Source organism: Chitinophaga sp., from assembly GCF_019236475.1.
GTDB lineage: Bacteria > Bacteroidota > Bacteroidia > Chitinophagales > Chitinophagaceae > Chitinophaga.
This window is the reverse complement of the sequence record NZ_JAFAIX010000004.1, coordinates 582,109-605,418: the sequence shown is the minus strand read 5'-3', so window position 1 is coordinate 605,418 and position 23,310 is coordinate 582,109. Positions and strand designations below refer to the sequence as shown.

Below are 23,310 nucleotides of genomic sequence, written 5' to 3'. Positions count from 1 at the left end.
AGTTAGAATTTATTTATTACTTCCACCACCTTTTCAATATCGGCAGTAGTGTGACAATAAGAGCAAGGCAAACTTAATGTAGTCCGATGAATCTCCTCTGATATAGGATAATCACCAGAAATGATCCCTTGCATAGCCTTCTGCTTATTAGGCGGTATTGGATAGTGAATATCCGTCTTCACACCATTGTCCAGCAGATACTGCTTCAACGCATCTCTGCGCTCATGGCGGATATTATAGATATGATATACGTCGAAATAATCAGGATGTACTACCGGCTTAATGAAGTCATTTTTAATACCTTCATGATAAATAGCTGCCAGCTTACGTTTATGCTCGGTGATCTGCTGCAGGTACTTGAATTTTACCAGCAGAAATGCAGCCTGCATTTCGTCCAGGCGACTGTTCACGCCTACTACTTCATTGTGATATTTTACATCGGAGCCATAGTTACGCAACCTGCGCATGGCTACTGCCAAAGTATCGTCATTGCAGAGAATGGCGCCGGCATCACCTAAAGCCCCCAAGTTTTTGGTAGGGTAAAAACTAAAGGCGCCATACTCGCCGAAAGTACCGGTCAACTGGCCTTTGAAACTCGCGGCATGCGATTGTGCACAGTCTTCTATCAACTTCAGGTCGTACTTTTCTTTGATGGCCACAATCTTATCCATCTCACAGCTCTTGCCATACAGATGCACGACCATTATCGCCCGCGTACGGGGAGTGATAGCGGCTTCTATCTTGGAAGCATCAATGTTATAAGTATGGATATCTGGCTCCACCAACACGGGTTTCAGATTACATTGCGCAATAGAGAGAATAGTAGCGATATAAGTATTGGAAGGTACAATCACTTCATCACCCGGCTCAAAATTGAAGGCACGCAAAGCCAATGTCAGCGCATCTAATCCATTGGCCAAACCAATGCAATGCTTACTGCCATGATAGGCGGCATAGGCGTTTTCAAATTCTTTTACCTTATTTCCCAGTATATACCAACCGCTTTCCAGTGTTTCATTGAAAGAGGCTTTTAATTCTTCGAAGAAGGGCTTGTTCAGCAAGCCGAGGTTTTCATAATCGATCATAACCCTAGTTTGTCGTTTATATCGTAAGGTTCATAGATGTAATCTTTCGCATCGAAAGCGGTGGAAGCCATTACCAGCAATACGGCATCAGGTGTGAAATGATGCATGGTATGCCAGTCTTCCGGCTGTAGGATGAGGCATTTATTCGGATGGTCCATCACAAAATCTTGCTTCTCCTGCCCATTATTGTTAGACACAATACAACTGCCATGTACACAGATGGCGGCTTGTATGGTGGTATGATGACGATGTCCGCCTCTAACAGAATCATCTACACCATAAATATAGAAGATACGCTTGATGTCAAACGGTATCTGCTTTTCTATCACAGTGAGATTGCCTCGCTTGTCGCTATGTGTGGTCAGTTCTATAATATGTGCCATGTGATTTCCGTTGCTTACAGGCCTAATTCCTGCAGTGAATAAATATGATACACGTTTTTCAGTTTCCTCCAGGCCGTTACCAGTATAGCTTTCAGCCCTCCCGGACGCATACGGGACCCATGCGGATCAAAACTGTTGTCTGCTGCATTGATCGCTTGTTTTGCCTTTTCCAACGCTTTGATATAAGGCTTATAGAACAGTTCTTTTACATCTGGCGTAATAATCCTACGCCCCAGTTCTATGGTTCCATCACTGAAATATTTCAGGTAATGGAAATGATAAAATATCGGTGCAAACACTTTACCAGTACTAATTTCTCTGCACATTAATTTCCCTTTCTCTTCAAACACTTGGTATTGTTGAATATTCCAAAGTGCTAATCCTCCGCCGAGGTTTTCCATTACCCATACGCCTTTGAATCGGGTGGTCCAGTCGTCCAAATATTTCTGGTCGCCAAACTTACCATCTTCATGACGGTCGTAACACCAATCCAAACACGCATTCCGCCACCATTGCAGGGCTGTCATGCCCTCTTCGGTATTACGGAAGGTTACATACTGCACGCAGTATTTACCACTCAGTTTACTCTTATCATACATGGGCGTATAACGATGCTCTGTGATCATCACAGATCGATCGCCCATTTCATCCATTAATACCTGCGGATCATTGTAAAAATACAGGTCCGCATCAATGTAAGTACAATGATCCAACTGAAACTGCTGGATACAGTACAATATTGTCGAGGAAGAGCAAGTCCAGCAATACTCGGCTCTATTGCGAGTAGGCTTTATCTTCAGCAATTCCGGATCTTCAAATTCTTTTAGGGAGACGACAGTCATGTTGGCCAACCGCATGCCTTTCAACACTTGGAGACATTTATCATCGAATGCAAATACATACAGATGAAAACTGTTACATACCGCGGCGAGCGACTCATACATGGCCAATCCGCGCGACAGGTAATTGCTGTCAAATAAGGTACAGTAATATAATGTTGCGTTTTTCCCGTTCATCCTTTCCTCCTCTTATTTAGTCGCTTTCACTTTTTTAAACAATACAATGTTATCCAAGTAAAGATCCTCATTGCGAGGCATAATCAGTCCAATCAAGGAACCAATCACGTTATTTGGGAACATCAGTAATAAGGTGGTAAAGATGCGCAGGAAGCGATACTTCACCGTTTTTTTGTAGAGATAGCCATTCATCAACACGGTCAGCACCCGCAAATCTGCAACAGATTTACGCAGCTCTATCACTTCAAAACCACTTTTCTCCAACAAACTTTTCAATCCAAAAGAAGAATAACGCGCATAATCATATGGCTGCTCATGTTCATCCCAAGCAAAAGGAACGGTGATAATACCTTTCCCTCCAGGCTTCAGCACGCGATTGATCTGTTGCAAGAACTCCTCCGGGTTGAAAACATGCTCCAATACCTGGTTACACAAGAGAGAATCGAAGGTATTATCTTCAAAAGGGAATACAGTACCATCGTAGAATACATCAATATCTTTCTTCTCACGGTTATAGGTGGTGTCAATTTCTAAACCGATATATTCATCCACCTGGAACAACTGCCTATAAGGCTTTGTGCCACAGCCTACATCCAGCAAACGTCCGGAAAGCTGAGCGCCTACCCTAGACATCTCATTATACAGCCCCCGACGGGCAATATAAAACGGGTTGATGATAATCCCGAGAGGGCCCGGGTTAAATGTTTCTTTCTGAAGTAGCTGCTGGAAAAATCCCATTTATTGAACTCCTCTGTTTAATGTTGACTTATTTCTTGAAGGCTGTCCTAATACGTTGCAGGAAACCTGGTTTTATCGACTTAAAATAATCTATGAATGCCTGCGTACCTTCCGTACTGGCTACTGCGGGCTGTTTCACGAGCTTCAATGGCTTACTCGCCAGGGTTACGTCAAAGGTGGCTGCATCCGACTCACTCATATGCGTTCCCGAAGCATCCATCCCAATATTCTGCACCAAAGAAGTTCCCGGATACAGCGTGACCATATTCTTCAAAAATGCGGACGCATACCAGCGAACAGCCCAGGAATCATTCTTTCCCTCCGTCTGCTTACGCAGCATTTTCATATAGTCGTAATTGTTATCAAAGTTGAAGGCGGCGGTCTCTCCTTTCAGGCGAATGGCATCATACAGTTTCTGGCCATCTGGCTCAAACTGTTTCCAAGCACGGCTCCAAGTGGCCCATCCCCAACAATCAGCCCCACGAACAAAAAAGCTATCTGGTAATCTTTCTGCCACCGGATATACGTAACCGTGAATGCAGGCCACCATCGGCTCCTCTTCGTACATCTCCAAAGCCTCATTCATATACTGTAAAAAACAAGGCGCTAATACCAAGTCGTCTTCCAAGATAATCGCACGACCATATTTATCCAGCACATCCGTTACGGCATTGATCACGGATTTGGCCAAGCCTTCATTCTTCACTTTTTCCTGCAAATGCACGGTTCCACACCAATCACGACTCCGAATGATTTGCCTGGTAGCGGCAATCTGTTGTAAGTCCTGCTCGGTCGCATTGTCTTTCGGACCATCCGCAAAAACAAACAAGTCACTTTCGGCCGCTTCGGGGTTGGCAGCCAAGCTTTCCAGTGCTTTTCTGGTCAACTCCGGCCGCTTATAAGCCATAAAAATAATAGGTGCGAATTTTCCCATACTCCTGTTCAGGTTGGCGCAAATTTACATTCTAAAACAGCGCCCTGCAAAAATAGGTATAAAAATATACAACTGTTTCAAATTAAAACAGAATCAGTCGCTCGATTTTCTTAATATGTTGTTAAATCCGGAAACGCAGGCTAACCATTGGTCCGGCGGGTTTCCATAATCACCACCTTGCGGAACCAACCTGGAAACACCCCTCCTAGCATATCAATGGGTTTCATCCCCATCGGCACAAAACTACGGGTAGCGATTTCCAATCCACCTACGGCGCCTACCAGCTCCTCAAAATCCCGAATAGACAACTGATGAATATGCCCCGTATTATACCACTGATAGCCAAATAGCAACTGCTTTGGCATACGGCCTTTGAGCAATAGCTCCAAGCGATTTTTAAAGTAGGCGAAATTAGGGAAAGATATAATCTGTCGAGGCGCTACCCGCTTCATCTCAGAGAGCAACATTTCAGGGTACATCAGCATCTGGATAGTCACATTACATACCGCTACATCAAACTGATTATCAGCATAAGGCAGTTTTTCATCCACCCTGCCTGCTATTACCTCCAAACCTTTCTTGCGGCAGACTTCTACCCCGGAAGGTGAAAGCTCCATGCCTTCACAGATAGCTTGACGCGTTTCGATTAACTGTTCCATCAGTGCGCCATTACCGCAGGCGAGGTCCAGTACGCGGGCGCCAGTAGGTATCAAATCCGCTACCAGCTCATATTCCATTCGTTTCTCAGAAGGGTAATCATTGTAGTTGTAATTCCGGTTGTCGTTACGCATCCGCAAATTAAACTTAATCCTAGCGGATGTGCAAGAATAAAACATAAAACAATTGCATATCTTTCCGGATATTACCACCTTCCTTATATTTGCAGGTTTACAGAACAATTACATGGGAATCGTCAGAAAACAGAGTCTTTATTCATCTATATCTATCTACATCGGTTTTGCCTTTGGCGCATTCAACCTGATGGTGTTAATGCCCCACATCTTCAACAAAGAACAGATTGGCCTCACCCGTGTATTGATAGATATAGCTACACTCTTGGCTACTGTCGCCTCCCTGGGCGCCGTTCCGGTGATAAATAAGTTCTTCCCCTTTTACCAAGACTATCTCACACCGAAGAAAAACGATCTCCCAAAAATTACGATCATAGTATCCATCCTCGGCTATCTGCTCTTTTTGTTATTCGCCTGGATCTTCCACGACCTGATCGTACGCAAATTTAGCGGCAACAGTAAAATGCTGATAGATTACTTCTATGCCCTCTATCCGCTAACACTCTGCATCCTAGTGTACAACATGCTGGAAGGATTTTCCTGGGGACTGCATAAAACGATCGCGTCCAATTTCTGGAAAGAAGCAGGACTACGCATGATTTCCACCGTGATCCTGGTCTTTTTCGGCATCACCCAACTCGATTTCAAATTATACATCGACCTGTTCAGCGTACCGTATGCTCTTGCTGCTATCGCGCTGTTGATCGTTATCTGGCGAACAGGTGAACTGAAAATAGTAGGAGGTCTCAGCAGCGTTAGCCGCCGTTTGGGCAAACGCATGATTACTTTCAGCAGCTATGTATTTACGTCCCACGTATTCACACTGCTGCGTAAAATGAATGATGTACTCATCATTACCAGCGTGAAAGGCCTTGCCAAAGCAGGACTTTTCTCCTACGCTACCTTCGTGGTCAACTTCATGGAAGTACCACAACGCAGCATGTACGCCATTACCACGCCTATTTTGGCCACTGCCTGGAAAAACAAGGACATGGCTAAAATCGCGGAACTATATACCAAAAGCTCTATCACGCTGTCTATTGTAGGCATGGGGATATTCGGCGCTATCTGGCTGAGCACCAACAACCTGGTACTCTTCCTCGGACAAGGCTGGGAGGAAATATCCGCGGTGGTCTTCATTTTAGGGATCGCCCGAATGGTAGACTTGGTCACAGGCGTGAATAATCAAATTATACAAACCTCCAACTACTGGCGGTTCGACTTCATCTGCTCCATATTGCTGGTAGTGCTTTCCATCACCTTGAACTACTTCTTTGTACAATGGTGGGATATCAAAGGCGCTGCCTATGCAGACCTCATCACTGTCACTATCTTTAATATCGTTCGATACCTGTTCATCTGGATTCGCTTTGATATCCAGCCGTTTTCTTGGAAAACGCTGTGGGTCCTACTGATAGGCACTGGCATTATGTTATTAGTCATGCAATTGCCGTTTATCTGGAATATTTATGCAGACACGATTGTTCGAAGTGGGCTGTATGTACTCATTTTCGGCGCTGCGGTGATCATGACAAAATTGTCAGAAGATGTAAACACCATGTGGTCCAACATGAAAGCAAAAGTGATCAGAAAATAATTATAGGGAGACAACATCCAAAAGAAAACCCGCAATGGTCACACCATTGCGGGTTTTTTAATATCTTTTCAAACAAACGCACATCATAAACAAACAAAACATAAACCTTTGCGTCTTTGCTGCTTATGCTGCTTTGCGAGCCAAAAAATCTCGCTGCAACAGCGCCGCAGGCGCCAATTTATAACCTCCCGCCACCAGCATAATACCGTTTCCAGTATGCCTCTTTCAGGTCGCTGATCATCACGCCATTACTAGTACTGGCATGTACGAACTTATCGTTCTCCAGGTAAATCCCTACATGGGAAATACGTTTGTGATGAATACGGAAAAATACCAGGTCCCCTTCATGCAATTGAGTTTTACTCAGGCGGGTTACTTGGTTGAACAGTTGTACAGAATTGCCGATCAGGTTCAGTTGAAACACCGCATTCATGAGCGTATTCACAAATCCGCTACAATCAATACCGTCTTTTGTTTTTCCGCCCATACGGTAAGGAGTCCCCATCCATTCATCAATGAAACTGTACAAACGGCCGTTCAGTACATTTTCTACGGGTACATCCAACATTTGCGCGTATTTAAACTGCCAACTGCTGGCGTTTTCCAAAATAGCGCTTCCCATCGTCACGTTGCTACTAATGCCAACGTTCTTACTGTTATGGGATGCAATCGGTTTAGGTTTGGCCCTGGTGTGAATGCCCTCAATAAACTCCACCTTGGTACCTGTGTTGCCTGCCGTTGCAGATGATGATCCGGCGGGTGTTTTGGTGGTACTCTTATGAAGCGCTGAACAGGAACTGAGTGACAATGCACAAACCGAGAGTTTCACAATTAGATTCCTCTTGACGCTCTTCATAGCTTTTTGACTGGTTAATTTTTCGCTAAAATATTTTAAGATTTTCAATTTTCCATGAATCTCACTGAAATTTAAATACTTATAAAATCGCTTGCCCTACTTCCCGAATATTTTCCGACATTTGCTCCTTGACGAAATAGGATAGCAAGATGAATTTCTCCCACTTACACGTACATACACAATATTCCCTTCTGGACGGTGCTGCTGATATCAAATCGCTCTATAAAAAGGCGATGGCATCTAATCAGCCTGCCCTAGCCATAACGGACCATGGCAACATGTTCGGTGTGTTTCAATTTGTGGCAGAAGCATATAACAACAAGCTGAATCCCGCCGATCCTAAAGATAAACGCCTGAAAGTAAAACCTATTGTAGGATGTGAATTCTACCTGGTAGAAAACAGGCATAAACGCGCTTTCACCCGCGAGGAAAAAGATATTCGTTATCACCAAGTTCTCCTGGCGAAAGATGATGAAGGCTATCGTAATCTGATCAAGCTCTGCTCCCTCGGATATATGGAAGGCCTATACGGGAAATATCCCCGTATCGATAAAGAACTGGTTCTGCAATACCATAAAGGGCTGATCGCTACTACCTGCTGCCTCGGCGCCTCTGTTCCTAAAACTATCCTTCGCAAAGGAGAAGAAGAAGGTGAAAAGGAGTTCAGATGGTGGCTGGATATCTTCGGCGAAGATTTTTATGTGGAATTGCAGAGACACGGTATACCCGAACAAGAACAAGTAAACGCTGTCTTACTGCGATTCGCTGCAAAGTATAATGTAAAAGTCATTGCTTCCAACGATTCCCACTACGTGGATCAAGCGGATGCCAATGCACACGATATCCTCCTCTGTATCAACACCGGCGAAAAGAAAAGTACGCCTACCATGAAGGAGTTCGCAGACGACGATGTGTCTATGAAAAATAGACGCTTCGCCTTCTATAACGACCAATTCTATTTCAAGACCACAGAGGAAATGTCGGCATTGTTCCATGATCTCCCACAAGCGATCGACAATACCAACGAAATCGTGGATAAAGTACAACTGCTGGACCTGAAAAGAGATATCCTGCTGCCCAACTTCCCTATCCCGAAAGAATTCTTTACACAAGACCAATACCTGCGCCACCTTACGTTTGAAGGTGCACGCACCCGCTATACAGAGATGACCGCCGAAGTAGAGGAACGCCTCAACTTCGAATTGCAGGTTATCGAAAACATGGGCTTCGCCGGTTACTTCCTCATTGTATCCGACTTTATCAAGGCGGGTCGCGATCTGGGCGTATTCATCGGCCCAGGACGTGGTTCCGCTGCCGGTTCCGCAGTGGCCTACTGTATCGGTATCACCAATATCGACCCAATTAAATACAACCTCCTGTTTGAGCGTTTCCTTAACCCGGAACGTAAGAGCATGCCCGATATTGATACGGACTTCGATGATGAAGGCCGTCAGAAAGTAATCGATTACGTTGTTCAGAAATATGGCCGTAACCAGGTGGCACAAATCATCACCTATGGTACCATGGCCGCGAAAATGAGTATCAAAGACGTGGCCCGCGTAATGGACCTCCCATTGCCGGATTCCAACGCCCTCGCCAAACTGGTACCTGAAAAACCAGGAATCCAACTGGATCGTATCTTCAACGCACCCCTCGAAGGCGATAAAAGCCTCTCTGATAAAGAAGGCCTCGCGGGTGAAGACCTGGAAAACGTGAAGAAACTCCGGGAACTCATCAAAGGAGAAGACCTCCAAGGAGAAGTACTCCGCGAAGCCTGCGTATTGGAAGGCTCCGTGCGTAACACGGGTATCCACGCGGCAGGTATCATCATCGCGCCACAAGACCTGTACGATCTTATTCCTGTTTCCACGGCGAAAGACTCCGACCTCCTCGTTACACAGTTCGAAGGAAGTATCATTGAGTCGGCCGGCGTTATCAAAATGGACTTCCTGGGTCTGAAGACCCTCACCATTATCAAAAACGCACTGGAACTGATCAAACAGAACCACAACATAGAAATCGATATCGATTATATCCCACTGGATGATGCCAAAACGTATGAGCTGTACCAGAAAGGCGAAACCAACGCTACTTTCCAGTTCGAGTCGGCCGGTATGCAGAAATACCTCCGCGAACTCAAACCGGACCGTTTCGACGATCTGATCGCCATGAACGCCTTGTACCGTCCAGGACCACTCGAGTATATCCCGGCATTTATCCGCCGTAAACACGGTCTGGAACCCACTACCTACGACCTCGCAGAAATGGAGGAATACCTGAACGATACCTACGGTATTACCGTATATCAAGAACAGGTAATGTTGCTCAGCCAGAAACTGGCCGGCTTCTCCAAAGGAGATGCGGACGTACTCCGTAAGGCAATGGGTAAAAAACAAAAAGCCGTTCTGGATAAAATGAAATCACAGTTCATGGAAGGCTGCCAAAAAAATGGGCACGACCTGAAGATCTGTGATAAAGTATGGACCGACTGGGAGGCATTCGCATCCTACGCGTTCAACAAATCCCACGCTACCTGCTATGCCTTCGTGGCCTATCAGACAGCCTACCTCAAAGCCCACTACCCTGCTGAATATATGGCGGCTGTACTGAACAACGCCAGCAATATTGAGAAAATCACCTTCTTCATGGAAGAGTGTAAACGTATGGGCATCGACGTATTGGCGCCAGATGTAAACGAATCTTTCAAAGGTTTTGCGGTAAACAAACAAGGCCAGATTCGTTTTGGCCTCGGCGGCCTGAAAGGCGTGGGCGAAGCAGCCGTAGAAAGCCTGCTGGAAGAACGACGCAAAGAAGGTAACTACAAAACCATCTTCGAATTTATCAAACGCGTGAACCAACGCGCTGTCAATAAGAAATCACTGGAGGCCCTCGCGATGTCCGGCGCATTCGACTGCTTCCCGGAACTCCACAGAGCCCAGTATTTCCACAAACCAGACAATGATCCATTGACCGGCATCGATCGTATCGTGAAATTCGGTCAACAGGTAAGTGCCGGCTCTTCTACCATTGGTAGCCTCTTTGGCGCCGACGAATTGCCAGATGTAGAACCACCTAAAATTCCTGCCTGCGATGCATGGCCGCTCATCATGAAGCTCAATAACGAGCGAGATGTAACAGGTATCTATATCTCCGGCCACCCATTGGATGATTACCGCTTCGAAATGAAGCACTATCAAATGAATACCGTACAGGAATTATTAGATTACCAATCTGAAATCACTACTCCTGGCAGCACCGGCGGTAGAGCCAGGGAACGTAACTTCCGCCTGGCTGTATTCATCACCAATGCACAGGAAAGAATCTCCCGTAATAACCGCCAATTCGGTATCATGACCATTGAGGATTATACCGGGAAATTTGAATTCGCCCTCTGGAGTGAAGACTTCATCCGCTTCGCACCATACCTGAAACCAGGACTGTGTTTATTTATCAATGGCGGCTTCAAATCCAAGCGTTTTAATGATAATGAATACGAGTTCAAGGTAAACAGCATTCAACTGCTCCAAGAGGTTAAAAAGACCCATACTAAGCAGGTTTACCTGATGACCACTCCTAAGCAAATCACCCGCAATACGATCGACTTCCTCGTAGAGAATGTTAATCGCTATCCGGGCAGTAGCACCATGCACGTGCACCTTACAGACGAGGATCATCAACTGCAAGCAAAACTGCATACCTTCAACAGGAATATTGAAATGAATGACGAACTGGCACAGTTCCTGGCGAAACAACCTGACATCAATGTCTATATCGATATTATCAATAAGTAAGATGTCAAAAAAGCAGTAATTTGCACTCGGTTCAAGATTTGACAGTTATAAGGCACGATTGAACCTGATAAATCAGATAAAATCAAAACAATCATTATACAAATCATTAAATTAAAGTAGTATATGGCTTTAGAATTCACAGACGCAAACTTCGAAACCGAAGTTATGAACTCCGATAAACTCACTGTTATTGACTTTTGGGCAGAATGGTGTGGACCTTGCCGCGCTATCGGTCCAGTAATCGAAGAGCTTGCTAAAGATTATGATGGTAAAGTAAACATCGGTAAAGTAAACGTGGATCAAAATCCTCAACTGTCTATCAATTTCGGTATCACCAGCATCCCGGCTATCCTGTTCGTGAAAGGTGGTAAAGTAGTTGACAAACAAGTAGGTGCTGTTCCTAAAGCAGTGCTGGACAAGAAAATCCAAGCAAACCTCTAATTAGAAACGCTGCTGTCATCCCTGCCCGGCGGGCTCGGACGAAGCTTTAATAAAAACGGGAAATGACGTCTATGACGTCATTTCCCGTTTTTATTAAAGCTTCGTCTTTTTTATACCCCACTCATCCCTCCCTGAACGATAATGTAAAATCTATACATTATCTTACATCTCAATATTTTCATATTCAAAACTATTCAAATTCACAGCCATTGCGCAAACTCATCCTTATCCTGCTGACCTTATTTTGTTTCAACCCACTGATCGCCCAACGCAATTGCGGTACCAGTGAAGCTTTGCAGCAAATGATAAAGGACAACCCCAAACTAGCCACAGTTGTTAGCAGTTATAACAATGCTATGCTGAAGGCACAAATGCAATATCAACTGAAACCGCATACAGAAGCCCTTCCGCAGGCAGTAACCATCCCTGTGGTAGTGCACATCGTATTGGATAATCCCGATCTCGTTACGGATGCGCAAGTGCAATCACAGATAGCTGTCCTCAATAAAGATTATACCGCCACCAACAGCGATGTGATGCAAACACCCGCTGTATGGCAGGCAATCATAGGCAATTCCAATATCAATTTTTGTCTGGCCCAACAAACACCAGATGGAGAACCTACCAATGGTATTGTACGCGTAAAAACCACTCCTGGCCGCAGTTTCCAGATATATAATGGTGCGCCGGATGTGAAATACAGTAGCAGCGGCGGATCAGATATATGGGACTCCAAACGCTACCTGAATATTTGGGTGACCAGGCTCGCAGGTAATTACCTGGGCGTGGCTGCTCCTGCCACTTATGGCTACCCTGCCGATCAACTAGGCGTGGTGATTATGTACAGCGCCTTCGGCACGGAAGGCCCAGCATTAAGTGGCACCTATAACAAAGGCCGCACTGCTACACATGAAATCGGCCATTTCTTCGGCCTGAAACATGTTTGGGGTGATAATACTGGCAACTGCACGGACGATGACGGTATTGCGGATACGCCGCAGCAAAGCACAAATACCTTCGGCTGTCCTTCGTTTCCAAAGTTGGACCCATGCAGCCCTACCCCTCCGGGCGTTATGTTCATGAACTACATGGATTACACCGATGATGCCTGTATGCATCTGTTTACCGCAGGTCAGGTAGTGCGGATGCGCTATGTCCTGGAAAGCATCGTAACGTCACTGATGAACTCCAACGGCTGTACGCCGCCTGTAGTTTTTCCCAACGATGCTGCTATCCGCGAGCTCCCACTCCCCGCCGGCAAAATATGCGACCAAAATATTACGCCCCTGGTGGTGCTGCGCAACAAAGGCTCCCAGCCTCTCACCAGTGCTAATATCAATTACCAAGTAGGGAATGGTCCACTGGTCACCTACAAATGGACCGGCAACCTAGCCAGTTTCACAGAAACTACCCTGACGCTCCCTTCCAGCAAGGTGAACATCGGTATCTATAACATCAAAGCCTATACGCAGTTACCGAATGGCCAGCCAGATGGAGATCCCTCCAATGATACAGCCCGCAACCACTTTAACTATGATGCAGAGGCACAACTGCCTTTCTTTGAAGGTTTCGAAAACGATAGCTTCCCACCCCCGGGATGGGCTATACGTAATCCGGATCAAAGCTTCACCTGGGAACGCGCCCGCGATGTAGGCAGTAAAAGTAAAGCGTCAGCACTGATGCGTAACCTAGGTTATAATACCAATTTCCAGGTAGACGACCTGCTCACGCCCATCCTGGACCCCATGGGGCGCGATTCCGTGTTCCTCTTCTTTGATGTGGCTGCAGCGGTCTATACGAACCCAAATGCAACAGGAAATCAATGGGATACCCTAGAAGTGCTCGTGACCACAGATTGTATGAATTCCAGTACAATGCTCTACCAGAAATGGGGCCCTAACCTCATTACACATCCCACCGCCCTACAAACGGAATTCGTTCCCGCCCCCAACGAATGGCGGCGAGATTCCGTAGATTTAACAGCGGCTGTACGTAAAGGGAAATTTCAAGTAGTCTTTAGAAATATCTCTAATTCAGAGAATAATATATATATCGATAATATAACTATCGTTACCAAAGATGTCAATGAGGACCTGCGGAAACAAGGTGTATTGGTAAATCCCAACCCTTCCAGCGGACTCGTATGGGTGACTTTTTACCAAGTACCAGAGGATCTGTTACAAGTATCCATTTACAACGCTGCCGGACAGTTTGTAACGAGTCTCCCTAAATCTGCTATCAACAGTGCCAACCGAATGACCTTTAATTTGGTAAATGAGCCAAATGGTGTTTATTTTGTGAAATTAATTTACAGGAACAGGGCCAACACCATTAAATTAATGAAAGTAAGATGACGATGAGACAAGAATATCCTGCTGTTGAAGCATTATTACAGCATCCCGCACTGGACCAATCGCTGAAAACTATTGGCGAGAAGGTATTAAGACAAGAAAGGCTGACGCCAGCAGATGGCATCACCCTATTCGAAAAAGCGGATGTCGGTTACCTGGGCGCATTAGCCAATCTCGTTCGAGAGCGCATGCATGGCGACAAAACCTATTTCAATCGTAACTTTCATATTGAACCCACGAACGTCTGCGTATTCACTTGCCATTTCTGCTCTTATTCCCGCCTGTACAAAAACCGGGAAGAAGGCTGGGAACTGAGTATAGACCAGATGCTGGATATCGTTAAAGGATACGACAACCAGCCAGTTACAGAAGTACACATCGTGGGTGGTGTACATCCAAAAATGCAACTGGACTTCTTCGTGGAACTGATCCAGAAAATCAAGGCACATCGTCCAGACCTCCATATCAAAGGCTTTACCGCGGTGGAACTCGATTACATGTTCCGCAAAGCGAAAGTTAGCATTGAAGAAGGAATGCGCATCCTGAATGAAGCAGGCCTGCAATCTATGCCTGGTGGCGGTGCTGAGATCTTCCACCCAGATGTACGCGCTAAAATCTGCCATGATAAAGTAGATGGAGACGGATGGCTGGCTATCCACCGCGCAGCACATAAACAAGGTATGCATACCAATGCTACCATGTTGTATGGTCATGTCGAAAACTACGAACACCGCGTGGATCATATGGAACGTCTGCGTCAACTGCAAGACGAAACCCATGGCTTCAATACCTTCATTCCACTGAAATTCCGCAATAAAGGCAATGATATGTCAGACATTCCAGAGACTTCTGTAATTGAAGATCTGCGGCTGTATGCAATTGCCCGCCTTTATATGGACAACTTCCCTCACCTGAAAGCCTACTGGCCAATGCTGGGAAGAAATACAGCCCAACTCACCCTCTCCTTCGGCGTAAATGACCTGGACGGTACCATCGATGATACCACCAAAATTTACTCCATGGCAGGCGCTGAGGAACAAAATCCTTCCATGAACACTGCACAACTGGCTATGCTGATTCGTCAAGCCGGCCGCAGACCAGTGGAAAGAGATACCGTATACAATGAAATAAAAGACTATACAGACGTAGTTTTCTCCGATGAAGAACTGCTGCTGAAATAAGCCTTACACTTATGCATTTACATCTGAAACTCTTACTGGCTGCAGGTCTCTACATCACTGGATGTAACCAGTCGGCTAATAGTAACCAGTCTGCCACAGATACCACTACCATGCCCGCCGAAGTTCAATCGGTGGAAACAGCAAATGGTAGCGCGTTCAAAAAAGAAGGCAACCTGGCTTTTGTATCCAAATCCGGCGCAGATACACTGCGCAAGATTGATATTCAATTGGCACAAACCGACCAGCAACGGGAAGATGGACTGATGTACCGCAAATCCATGTCGGATGACCAAGGGATGTTATTTATCTTCCCGGATATGGATGAACGCTCTTTCTGGATGAAGAACACTTATATCTCCCTGGACATTATCTATATCGATGATAAAATGGAGATCGTGTCTATTCAGAAATATGCTACGCCATTATCCGAAACCAGCCTGCCTTCCTTCAAAAAGGCCCAGTATGTACTGGAAGTTAATGGCGGATTTGCGGACAAATACCACATTGCATACGGTGATAAAATTGCATATACCAAATTATAATACTGAAAATCCGCTGCCCTACAGCGGATTTTTTTATGGTCCTGCCTCTTTGATACATATCTGACATACAACACAAAGCCCCGTCCATGGACGGGGCTTTCATTTCTGGGTATATTAATAGTACCGTACTACTGCCGAACTACTCCTTTTTCAGGTTCTGACTCCTCTCCAGCAGGATCAATGATTATATTCGATAGCTTTAATACGTTTGCGGAATCGCTGGAAAAAAGCATCGCTGTATTCATGTTTCCAGGATTGGTATATACTACCTGCAATAGGCTACTCCTGTCTTTTGTAGCATAGAAGGAAAAAAGCATTCCGGGTAGATCGCGTCTCTCGAACAATCCTAGCAATTGCAACCCATTTCCATAGGAAGGTCTGGGTTTCCATTTATAGCTATCCAGTGAAGTGCGGACAAAAAGACTACCTCCTGGCATGTCAGGCGTAATCATTCTGATACTATCTGTATTCGGATAGACCACAAAGGTATCCGGTATATTCAACTGTACAGGCATATTCCATTGAGGCATACTAGAAATCTTCCCGGTGGAATCCCTGGATATAAACTCAAAGTGTATCCAAGAATAACTATAAATGGGATGATTTGGAACCTCCTTACACCCAAAGGCATGCAACCATAAAACGGGTAGTATCAACCATGCAAATACAAATCTGTTCATAATATTAAATACTTGGACTAATGGATGCTTCCTTAATATGCTAGTTTTGGAGAACACCGTACCCCTTGCAACTAATCGTACCTCGGAAATGTACCTGTGGATCGACTGGGGAGGAAGGTGAATCCTGCACAATATCTCCGTTAAAATCTAGTACATAGTTATTATAAATATATTCTGCTCTCTGAATCGTGAAGCCAGCTTCTAGTTCCGAACCTACCGTAAATACGGCCAGATTCAAATTGGTACTGATCTTTATCTGTCCTGACATAGAAACTATCTGCGTCCGTTTTTCCTGTGCGGTTGAATAACCAGAGATGGGAGCCAAGTAAGTGGTAGGAGAAACATTAATACTATTTCCTCCTGTTACGGCGCCATTACCTTGGGTAACTTCTCCCCAATAAGGCCCTAAAGGAAGTATTTGCGGATAAAACCCAGGATTAAGACTAACGCCATACAATGTACCATTGGTTCGCATTCTTGCATAATAGGGAATTAAAATTTGTACCTGTGTGCGTCTCGTGGGGAAATATAAGGTTTCTAAAATCTTAGTGGCAAAATTTACATTATATCCCCCATCTGGACCGACTAAAGTGGTTGGCTGTTTGCTCGCGTTCGTAAAAGTATAAACCTCGTCTGCTCCGTTGGGAACCTCATCTGCTAGTTCTGTAGTAGGTTTGACGGAAGCTTCCTGGCGCCTGCTCTTCAATCCGCTAATAAACCGGCTAAGCCCATCATAGCTACCATTCTTGATTAAAATATTGGCATTTTCATACTCCTGTTGTGATAAAGTAACGGAAACATCCCAAACAGTAAGGTTATCAGGTTTTCAGCTAACAGGATCTATGTCCATCTGTTCCTTTCTACAGGATAAGGTCAACATAAGACTGCCAAGCAACAATACAAGGGTGATTTTTTTCATAATTGTGGGTTTATGGATTCTGGGTCAATAAAATCATAGATACAATTTAACTAGATCTTATACCGGGTTAAACGTGGTAAAATGTATTCAAATCTAAAGAAAGCGGCGAGGATACCCAATTATTTAAAAGGATTTTTATACATACATCCGAAGATCCAGTAACCGTAAGGGCAGTACAATTTTATGTTTTAGCAGCAGATTATCAAGTGCTATCCTTTATGAATAGGTTTATCATTAAAGGTTGATAAAAATACACTGATCTACACGCATAAAAAAACTCCGCTAGACAGCGGAGTTCTCTTGCTCTTTTGATACATATTTGACTGCTAACACTATAGCTGAATTAATTATGCGCGACATGCTCCGGATAAAGCGGCGTACCAGCTTTATTTACACGAGGACCATAAATCTCCGCGTAAGAACGTATATCCGTTCTAGTTACACGACGGAATAATGCGTCCGGAACAACCTTGTCGGCTGAGGTAAATCCACATGCACCCATCAGTTCTGACAGTGCATAAATTGTATTACGATGGAAATTAGCTACACGTACACGTTTATCTTCTACATTCACACCACGATACAGTGTTGGATCTTGCGTAGCAACACCTACAGGGCAACTACCACTGTCGCATTGTAACGCTTGGATACAACCCAATGCAAGCATCATGCCACGTGCGCTGTAAGCAGCATCAGCACCCAGTGCCAGCACTTTCATGATGTCGAAACCAGTGATAATTTTACCGCTGGCCAGAATACGGATATGTTTTTTCAGATCGTAATGTTTCAGCATATTCACGACCATTGCCAATGCATCGTACAGTGGCATACCGATAGAGTCAGTAAACTCCAACGGAGCAGCACCAGTACCGCCTTCTGCACCATCTACAGTGATGAAATCCGGGTAAATTCCAGTATTTACCATAGCGGTGCAGATTCTTTCAAATTCGTCAGCGCGACCAACACACAATTTAAAACCTACGGGCTTGCCACCGGAGAGTTTTCTTAACTGCTGCAAAAATGCGAGCATTTCATATTCATTGCTGAAGGCGGTATGTGCGGCAGGTGATAATACACTCACCCCCGGTTTAACTTTACGAATAGCCGCAATTTCAGGCGTATTCTTCGCTGCAGGCAGTACCCCACCCTTACCAGGTTTCGCACCCTGGCTCAGCTTTAATTCAACCATTTTAACAGAAGGCGCCGCAACGGATCTGGTATACTCCTCCGGAGAGAAATTACCCTGCTCATCACGACAACCAAAATATCCAGTACCAATCTGCCAGATCAGCGCACCACCATTTTCTAGGTGATAAGGACTGATACCACCCTCACCAGTATTATGTGCAAATTCTCCCAACTGCGCACCGCCATTGAGCGACAGTACCGCTGTTTTACTCAACGCACCATAAGACATAGCACTGATATTGAGCAAACTCGCATTATATGGCTGGGAACATTGTTCGTTACCAATATTTACACGCAATGATTCTGCTTTCACTTTCACCGGAAATGCAGTGTGTGATGCCCACTCATAACCCGGTTCATACATATCTGCCAGCGCACCAAATGCAACGGTTTGTTTTACATCTTTTGCACGCTGATATACTACGGAACGCTGACGGCGACTAAAAGGACGACCATCAGTGTCTGATTCAAAAAAGTATTGACGCATCTCCGGACGGATGTTCTCCAATAAGTAACGCAAACGTCCGAGAGCAGGATAGTTACGCAATAATGCATGCTTGCCCTGAAAACGGTCATATAAAGTCAGAATACTCAATCCAACCGCAACTGGTAACAATACCCACCCGGTGATGTAGCCGCGATAAAGCCCCACTGCTACACTAATATCCAATATGAGGCATAAAGCATAAACTGCCCATCGTGCAATCCGATGATTCATAAAATTGATTTTATAAGATTGTTTGGTAATTTTCTCTGGATCTAACTGTCTGGTGTACGACAGGTAGTCATCCTCCCCGAACAACTAATCGCTTTTTTTAATGTTGTCCGGGTTCAAGTGTTGAAGTCTTTGGGGCAGGATAAAAATGGCAACAAAAAACCGCAAGTACTGCATGTTGTACATAGGTTCTTCTGCGGTAATATATTCGTTGCGTTGTTCATATAATGACGCAAAGATAGGGTTAATTTCCTTCACGGAAATGAACTTATAATATGATTATAATACATTAAATATTGTTGCTTTTTCTTTTGTAAATATTCAATGCTGCCAACACAACATTGAATATTTACCCAGTATTTCCGGCAGTATTTTAGGATTATCCAGTGGCACCTATTGCAATTCCCCAACAGTAAATGGTTTTTGCCGGCCATTGTACTGTTGTCTCACCGCTTTTACCTCTGCTGCTGTTACTTTATCTGCATTATTCTTCCAAGCATTGCGGATATATGATATTATTTGCGATATATCTTCATTACTATACTCTGCACTTCCGCCAATGCCAGGCATATCTCCACTGATTTCTGGGGCCTGATATACTTTTCCATGTACCGTCACCGGACCGGTGAGGCCATATAATACAATGGATATCAATGATTGCTTATTCCCATTCACCCAATTGCTTTCATTCAGCGGCGGCGCCATAGAAGCAATCCCTTTCCCATTTTTACCATGACAAGTCTGGCAAACGGTGGTAAATATCTCATGCCCCCGCGGATACGTCAGCTCCAATGCTGCCATACGCTTCTTCTCTTCTGCACTTTGCATATCTTCCAATACATGAACTAATGCCTTATTCAATGCCAACGAAGTATCTGAATTGATGGCCTGCAATTCCTTTAGCATAGCAGGTTCCCGGTCATAAGCATTATTGATCAACGCGGCTGCGATATAACGGTCATGGGCATACGATTTCACTAATTGCAATTCCATCCGTTTGGCAGCAGCTTTATCCAATTTTCCTACAACGGGCAAAAGCCAAGCTGCATAAGGCGCCAGGGCTTTATCGGCCAGCAAACTATCGATCAAAATAACCGCAGGTTTGATAGTAGTAGCGGTTAACACAGCAGGAATAGCGCCTATTGCCTGTATTTGTAAAGGTTTTGTGTTGGTATGTATGATTCGGGAGACATCATCCCACTGTAACAGCCCTAGTCCTTCTAAGGTCCAGAGGGCATGTCGCTGCCCTAGTGGCTGCGTCGTATCCTGTAACATTTGCCGTAAAGCAGGCGCTAATGTGACCAGGTGATTGTCTATAATCAACTGTTGGGCCATATCTCGGCGCATACCATTGGCATCATGCAATAGCTCTATCAGCTTCGCCGGGCGGTTCAGCAACAGCGGATGGTTTTCTACCCGCTGGCCTTTAGGCACAATGCGATAAATACGGCCACAGTTCAAGGGTCGCGTAAGTTGGCGGGAAGCAATCTGTTGTTTTAAATAGCCTGTGAGATACGTTTTGTGCTGGATAATTCCCCTATACATATCTACAATATAGAGCGTACCATCAGGCCCAGTGGTGATATTCACCGGTCGGAAACGCTCGTCTGTACTGGCCAAGAACTCCATATCCTGGTACGCCTCATGACCAGTAACTACCACGCCACTATCTAAGAGGATGTCCCGCTTAATCAGGTTGGCCGCAGGTTCTGCTACGAAGGCATTGCCATAATATTGATAAGGCAAAGTCATAGCTCGATAAATATGCGGACCACAAGCCGCTGTAAAAGAAACCAACCTGCCACTATCGTCCAACACTCCTTTTACATATCCTCTATTGACGCCCCTATTCGGGCGAATAGGGAATACGCGGTTATCGCGTACAATTTTTTCATCAAAGCCCGCAGCATCGCGCTGATGGGGGTTATTAGCGGCCATCCCCGGCAGGAAATAATCTCCTAACAGGTTCTGAGAGTTATTATTATAGAAGAGTCGCCCTTCATCATCCTGGCTAATACCCCACTGGCCACGGAAATGCGTGTTTTCTTTCACCCATTTACCATTGATCCTACGGTAACGCCTATCCGATTTTGCACTGTAAATCCAGTTGTCCATTGCCCGTAAAAGCCCGTTGGGCTGATGTTCTACGTTGCCGCCATCGGCATATTTATCATCTACCAGGGTACGTTTGCCGGGTTGGTCGTTTTTGATTTCATAATACCAAAGTTGAGGCGGCGTAGCTACGAGTATACCACTGTCTATCAAACAGATAGCCCTTGGCAGTACCAGGGAATCCAGGAATACCGTGCGTTTATCTGCTACTCCATCTCCATTGGTATCTTGCAAGATGACTACTTTTCCATCCGGTACATCTTCTCCGGTGCCACTGGTATCGGGCATAAAGCCCATCATCTCTACTACCCACATCCTCCCCTGCGGATCAAAGCTCATGGCCACGGGAGCTACCACCATTGGCTCTTGCGCCACCAATTGCACTTCCAGCCCGGAATCGACCTGCATATGGCCAATAGCCTCTTTGCCTCCCAACGTGGGAGCTGCCGCCGTATCTGCGGCTGCACTATTAAATATAGAAGATTGTGGCTGGCCACATGCAAAAAATGCCAGCGCTAACGTGGATATACCCAGGAATTTATAAAAACCCATCTTGAATCTGTTGCAAGGGTTAAAAATACATTTTTCAACTGTTTTTTTCATTCCTTATTACATAAGCGTTCCCCGTTTGAAAAAAATCCTATCTTCGTCGCTTCATTGCATACATTTTACGATTTATTTGCATTTATGGAACGCTTTCAGGGCTTGATAGGCATAATACTTATTCTGGGTATAGCCTACTTATTTTCCAACAACAGGAGTAAGATCAACTACAGATTAGTATTTAGTGGCATCGCATTACAGGTAGTAATTGGCATACTGGTTTTTAAGGTTCCTCCCGTAACCTGGTTTTTTCAGCAAGTAGGCCATGCAATGGGTAAACTAGAATCATTCGCACGTCAAGGTGCTGCCTTTGTTTACGGTGGTATTGGTGTAGCCCAACCCGGTAGTAGCGCATTTGGTGATTTTGCCAGCGGTGGTTTTGTTTTCGCATTCAACGTTACAGCCACTATTATCCTCGTTTGCGTACTGGTAGCTATTTTATATCACTATGGCATCATGCAGCGCGTAGTAGCGGTGATTGCTCGCGCCATGAATGTGGTGATGCGCGTGAGTGGTGCAGAAGCGCTGAGTAATGTGGCCAGTGCCTTCGTAGGCCAAGTGGAAGCACAGGTAATGATTCGTCCTTACCTCCCTACTATGACCAAAAGTGAATTGCTCGCTTCTATGAGTGGAAGTCTTGCCTGTATCGCTGGTGGTATCCTTGTAGTATACGCCAACATGGGCTTCCAAGCAGGTATGGACATCGCTCCTTTCCTCATTACCGCCAGCTTGATGGCTGCTCCAGGTGCACTGGTAATTTCTAAAATTGTTTTCCCGGAAACAGAAGAAAGCCAGACCATGGGCCGCGTGAAAATGGAAGTAAAAAGTAACTATACCAACGTAATCGATGCTATCTCTCATGGCGCCGGCGATGGTTTTAAGATAGCCATGAACGTTATAGCCATGTTGATTGGTTTCATCGCGCTCATTGCTTGTATCGACTGGTTACTGATCCACATCGGTCATATCTTCAATCCTAATTTCAACCTTAGCCTCGACTGGATTTTCGGTAAACTCTTTACTCCAATGGCTTGGGCCATGGGTGTTCCAACTACTGATGTCAATAATGTTGCTACCTTACTCGGACAAAAACTCACCATCAATGAGTTTGTAGCGTTCAAAAGTATGACCAGCCACACCGTTCCTGTGGTTTCACCTAAAGGTATTGCCATCGTCACCATTGCGATTGCTGGTTTTGCAAACTTCAGCAGTGTAGGTATGCAGATCGGTGGTATCGGAGAACTGGCCCCAGACAGAAGAAGTGACCTGGCAAAACTAGGCCTGAAAGCCCTGTTCTGTGGTACATTGGCTTCTTACCTATCTGCTACCATTGCAGGTATTTTGATGTAAAAGACAAGATCTTCATCATAAAAAAATAAAACCCGTC

Annotated in this window: 18 protein-coding genes; 7 read left to right on the top strand and 11 right to left on the bottom strand. The window is 45.0% G+C overall.

Annotated elements, in window-relative coordinates:
• Window positions 1-2 precede the first annotated feature (2 nt).
• The 6 genes from JO154_RS06495 to JO154_RS06470 all read right to left on the bottom strand — a co-directional run bounded on the left by JO154_RS06495 (window position 3) and on the right by JO154_RS06470 (window position 4,947).
• On the bottom strand, window positions 3-1,085 hold the full coding sequence (locus tag JO154_RS06495; RefSeq protein WP_291942973.1) for a DegT/DnrJ/EryC1/StrS aminotransferase family protein: 1,083 nt from the start codon (window positions 1,083-1,085) through the stop codon (window positions 3-5).
• Window positions 1,082-1,468 (bottom strand): FdtA/QdtA family cupin domain-containing protein, encoded by a 387-nt coding sequence (locus JO154_RS06490; RefSeq protein ID WP_291942972.1) that lies wholly within the window; start codon window positions 1,466-1,468, stop codon window positions 1,082-1,084. The genes JO154_RS06495 and JO154_RS06490 overlap by 4 nt, the downstream gene beginning before the upstream one ends.
• 14 nt (window positions 1,469-1,482) lie before the next feature.
• Window positions 1,483-2,484, bottom strand: a complete 1,002-nt coding sequence (locus tag JO154_RS06485; protein ID WP_291942971.1) for a hypothetical protein — start codon at window positions 2,482-2,484, stop codon at window positions 1,483-1,485.
• A gap of 12 nt (window positions 2,485-2,496) precedes the next feature.
• Window positions 2,497-3,222 (bottom strand): class I SAM-dependent methyltransferase, encoded by a 726-nt coding sequence (locus JO154_RS06480; protein WP_291942969.1) that lies wholly within the window; start codon window positions 3,220-3,222, stop codon window positions 2,497-2,499.
• Window positions 3,223-3,250: 28 nt separating this feature from the next.
• Entirely contained in the window at window positions 3,251-4,156 is a 906-nt protein-coding gene (locus JO154_RS06475; RefSeq protein ID WP_291942967.1) for a hypothetical protein, read from the bottom strand.
• Between the two features lie 140 nt (window positions 4,157-4,296).
• Window positions 4,297-4,947: a methionine biosynthesis protein MetW gene (locus JO154_RS06470; protein ID WP_291942964.1), complete on the bottom strand. Its 651-nt coding sequence runs from the start codon at window positions 4,945-4,947 to the stop codon at window positions 4,297-4,299.
• 112 nt (window positions 4,948-5,059) lie between these two features.
• Here JO154_RS06470 and JO154_RS06465 point away from each other — a divergent pair, with 112 nt between their 5' ends.
• Window positions 5,060-6,544 (top strand): polysaccharide biosynthesis C-terminal domain-containing protein, encoded by a 1,485-nt coding sequence (locus JO154_RS06465; RefSeq protein WP_291942963.1) that lies wholly within the window; start codon window positions 5,060-5,062, stop codon window positions 6,542-6,544.
• A 178-nt stretch (window positions 6,545-6,722) separates the two neighbouring features.
• On the opposite strand, the gene JO154_RS06460 is transcribed toward JO154_RS06465, so the two are convergent.
• Entirely contained in the window at window positions 6,723-7,400 is a 678-nt protein-coding gene (locus JO154_RS06460) for an NlpC/P60 family protein (protein ID WP_291942962.1), read from the bottom strand.
• Window positions 7,401-7,549: 149 nt separating this feature from the next.
• Here JO154_RS06460 and dnaE point away from each other — a divergent pair, with 149 nt between their 5' ends.
• From dnaE to JO154_RS06435, 5 genes are all read left to right on the top strand, one after another.
• Entirely contained in the window at window positions 7,550-11,191 is a 3,642-nt protein-coding gene (gene dnaE / locus JO154_RS06455; protein ID WP_291942961.1) for a DNA polymerase III subunit alpha, read from the top strand.
• 123 nt (window positions 11,192-11,314) lie between these two features.
• A complete protein-coding gene (trxA, locus tag JO154_RS06450) occupies window positions 11,315-11,632 on the top strand; it encodes a thioredoxin (protein ID WP_291942959.1) in 318 nt (105 codons plus the stop codon).
• A 209-nt stretch (window positions 11,633-11,841) separates the two neighbouring features.
• Window positions 11,842-13,986 (top strand): M43 family zinc metalloprotease, encoded by a 2,145-nt coding sequence (locus JO154_RS06445; protein ID WP_291942958.1) that lies wholly within the window; start codon window positions 11,842-11,844, stop codon window positions 13,984-13,986.
• Window positions 13,983-15,164: an aminofutalosine synthase MqnE gene (gene mqnE, locus JO154_RS06440; protein WP_291942957.1), complete on the top strand. Its 1,182-nt coding sequence runs from the start codon at window positions 13,983-13,985 to the stop codon at window positions 15,162-15,164. Before JO154_RS06445 ends, mqnE begins: the two co-directional genes overlap by 4 nt.
• An 11-nt stretch (window positions 15,165-15,175) precedes the next feature.
• A complete protein-coding gene (locus JO154_RS06435; RefSeq protein WP_291942955.1) occupies window positions 15,176-15,706 on the top strand; it encodes a DUF192 domain-containing protein in 531 nt (176 codons plus the stop codon).
• Between the two features lie 128 nt (window positions 15,707-15,834).
• Here the strand turns inward: JO154_RS06435 and JO154_RS06430 are convergent, their stop codons facing one another.
• From JO154_RS06430 to JO154_RS06415, 4 genes are all read right to left on the bottom strand, one after another.
• Window positions 15,835-16,386 carry a hypothetical protein gene (locus JO154_RS06430; RefSeq protein ID WP_291942954.1) on the bottom strand — a complete coding sequence of 184 codons (552 nt, stop codon included), beginning with the start codon at window positions 16,384-16,386 and terminating at the stop codon, window positions 15,835-15,837.
• Between the two features lie 40 nt (window positions 16,387-16,426).
• The gene (locus JO154_RS06425) at window positions 16,427-17,092 is read right to left on the bottom strand and encodes a hypothetical protein (protein ID WP_291942952.1); all 666 of its coding nucleotides are present in this window, start codon (window positions 17,090-17,092) and stop codon (window positions 16,427-16,429) included.
• Window positions 17,093-17,648: 556 nt separating this feature from the next.
• Window positions 17,649-19,211, bottom strand: a complete 1,563-nt coding sequence (locus JO154_RS06420) for an FMN-binding glutamate synthase family protein (protein WP_291942949.1) — start codon at window positions 19,209-19,211, stop codon at window positions 17,649-17,651.
• 390 nt (window positions 19,212-19,601) lie between these two features.
• Entirely contained in the window at window positions 19,602-21,872 is a 2,271-nt protein-coding gene (locus JO154_RS06415; protein ID WP_291942947.1) for a c-type cytochrome, read from the bottom strand.
• 135 nt (window positions 21,873-22,007) lie between these two features.
• On the opposite strand from JO154_RS06415, the gene JO154_RS06410 reads away from it, so the two are divergent.
• Window positions 22,008-23,273 (top strand): nucleoside transporter C-terminal domain-containing protein, encoded by a 1,266-nt coding sequence (locus JO154_RS06410; RefSeq protein WP_291942946.1) that lies wholly within the window; start codon window positions 22,008-22,010, stop codon window positions 23,271-23,273.
• Window positions 23,274-23,310 lie beyond the last annotated feature (37 nt).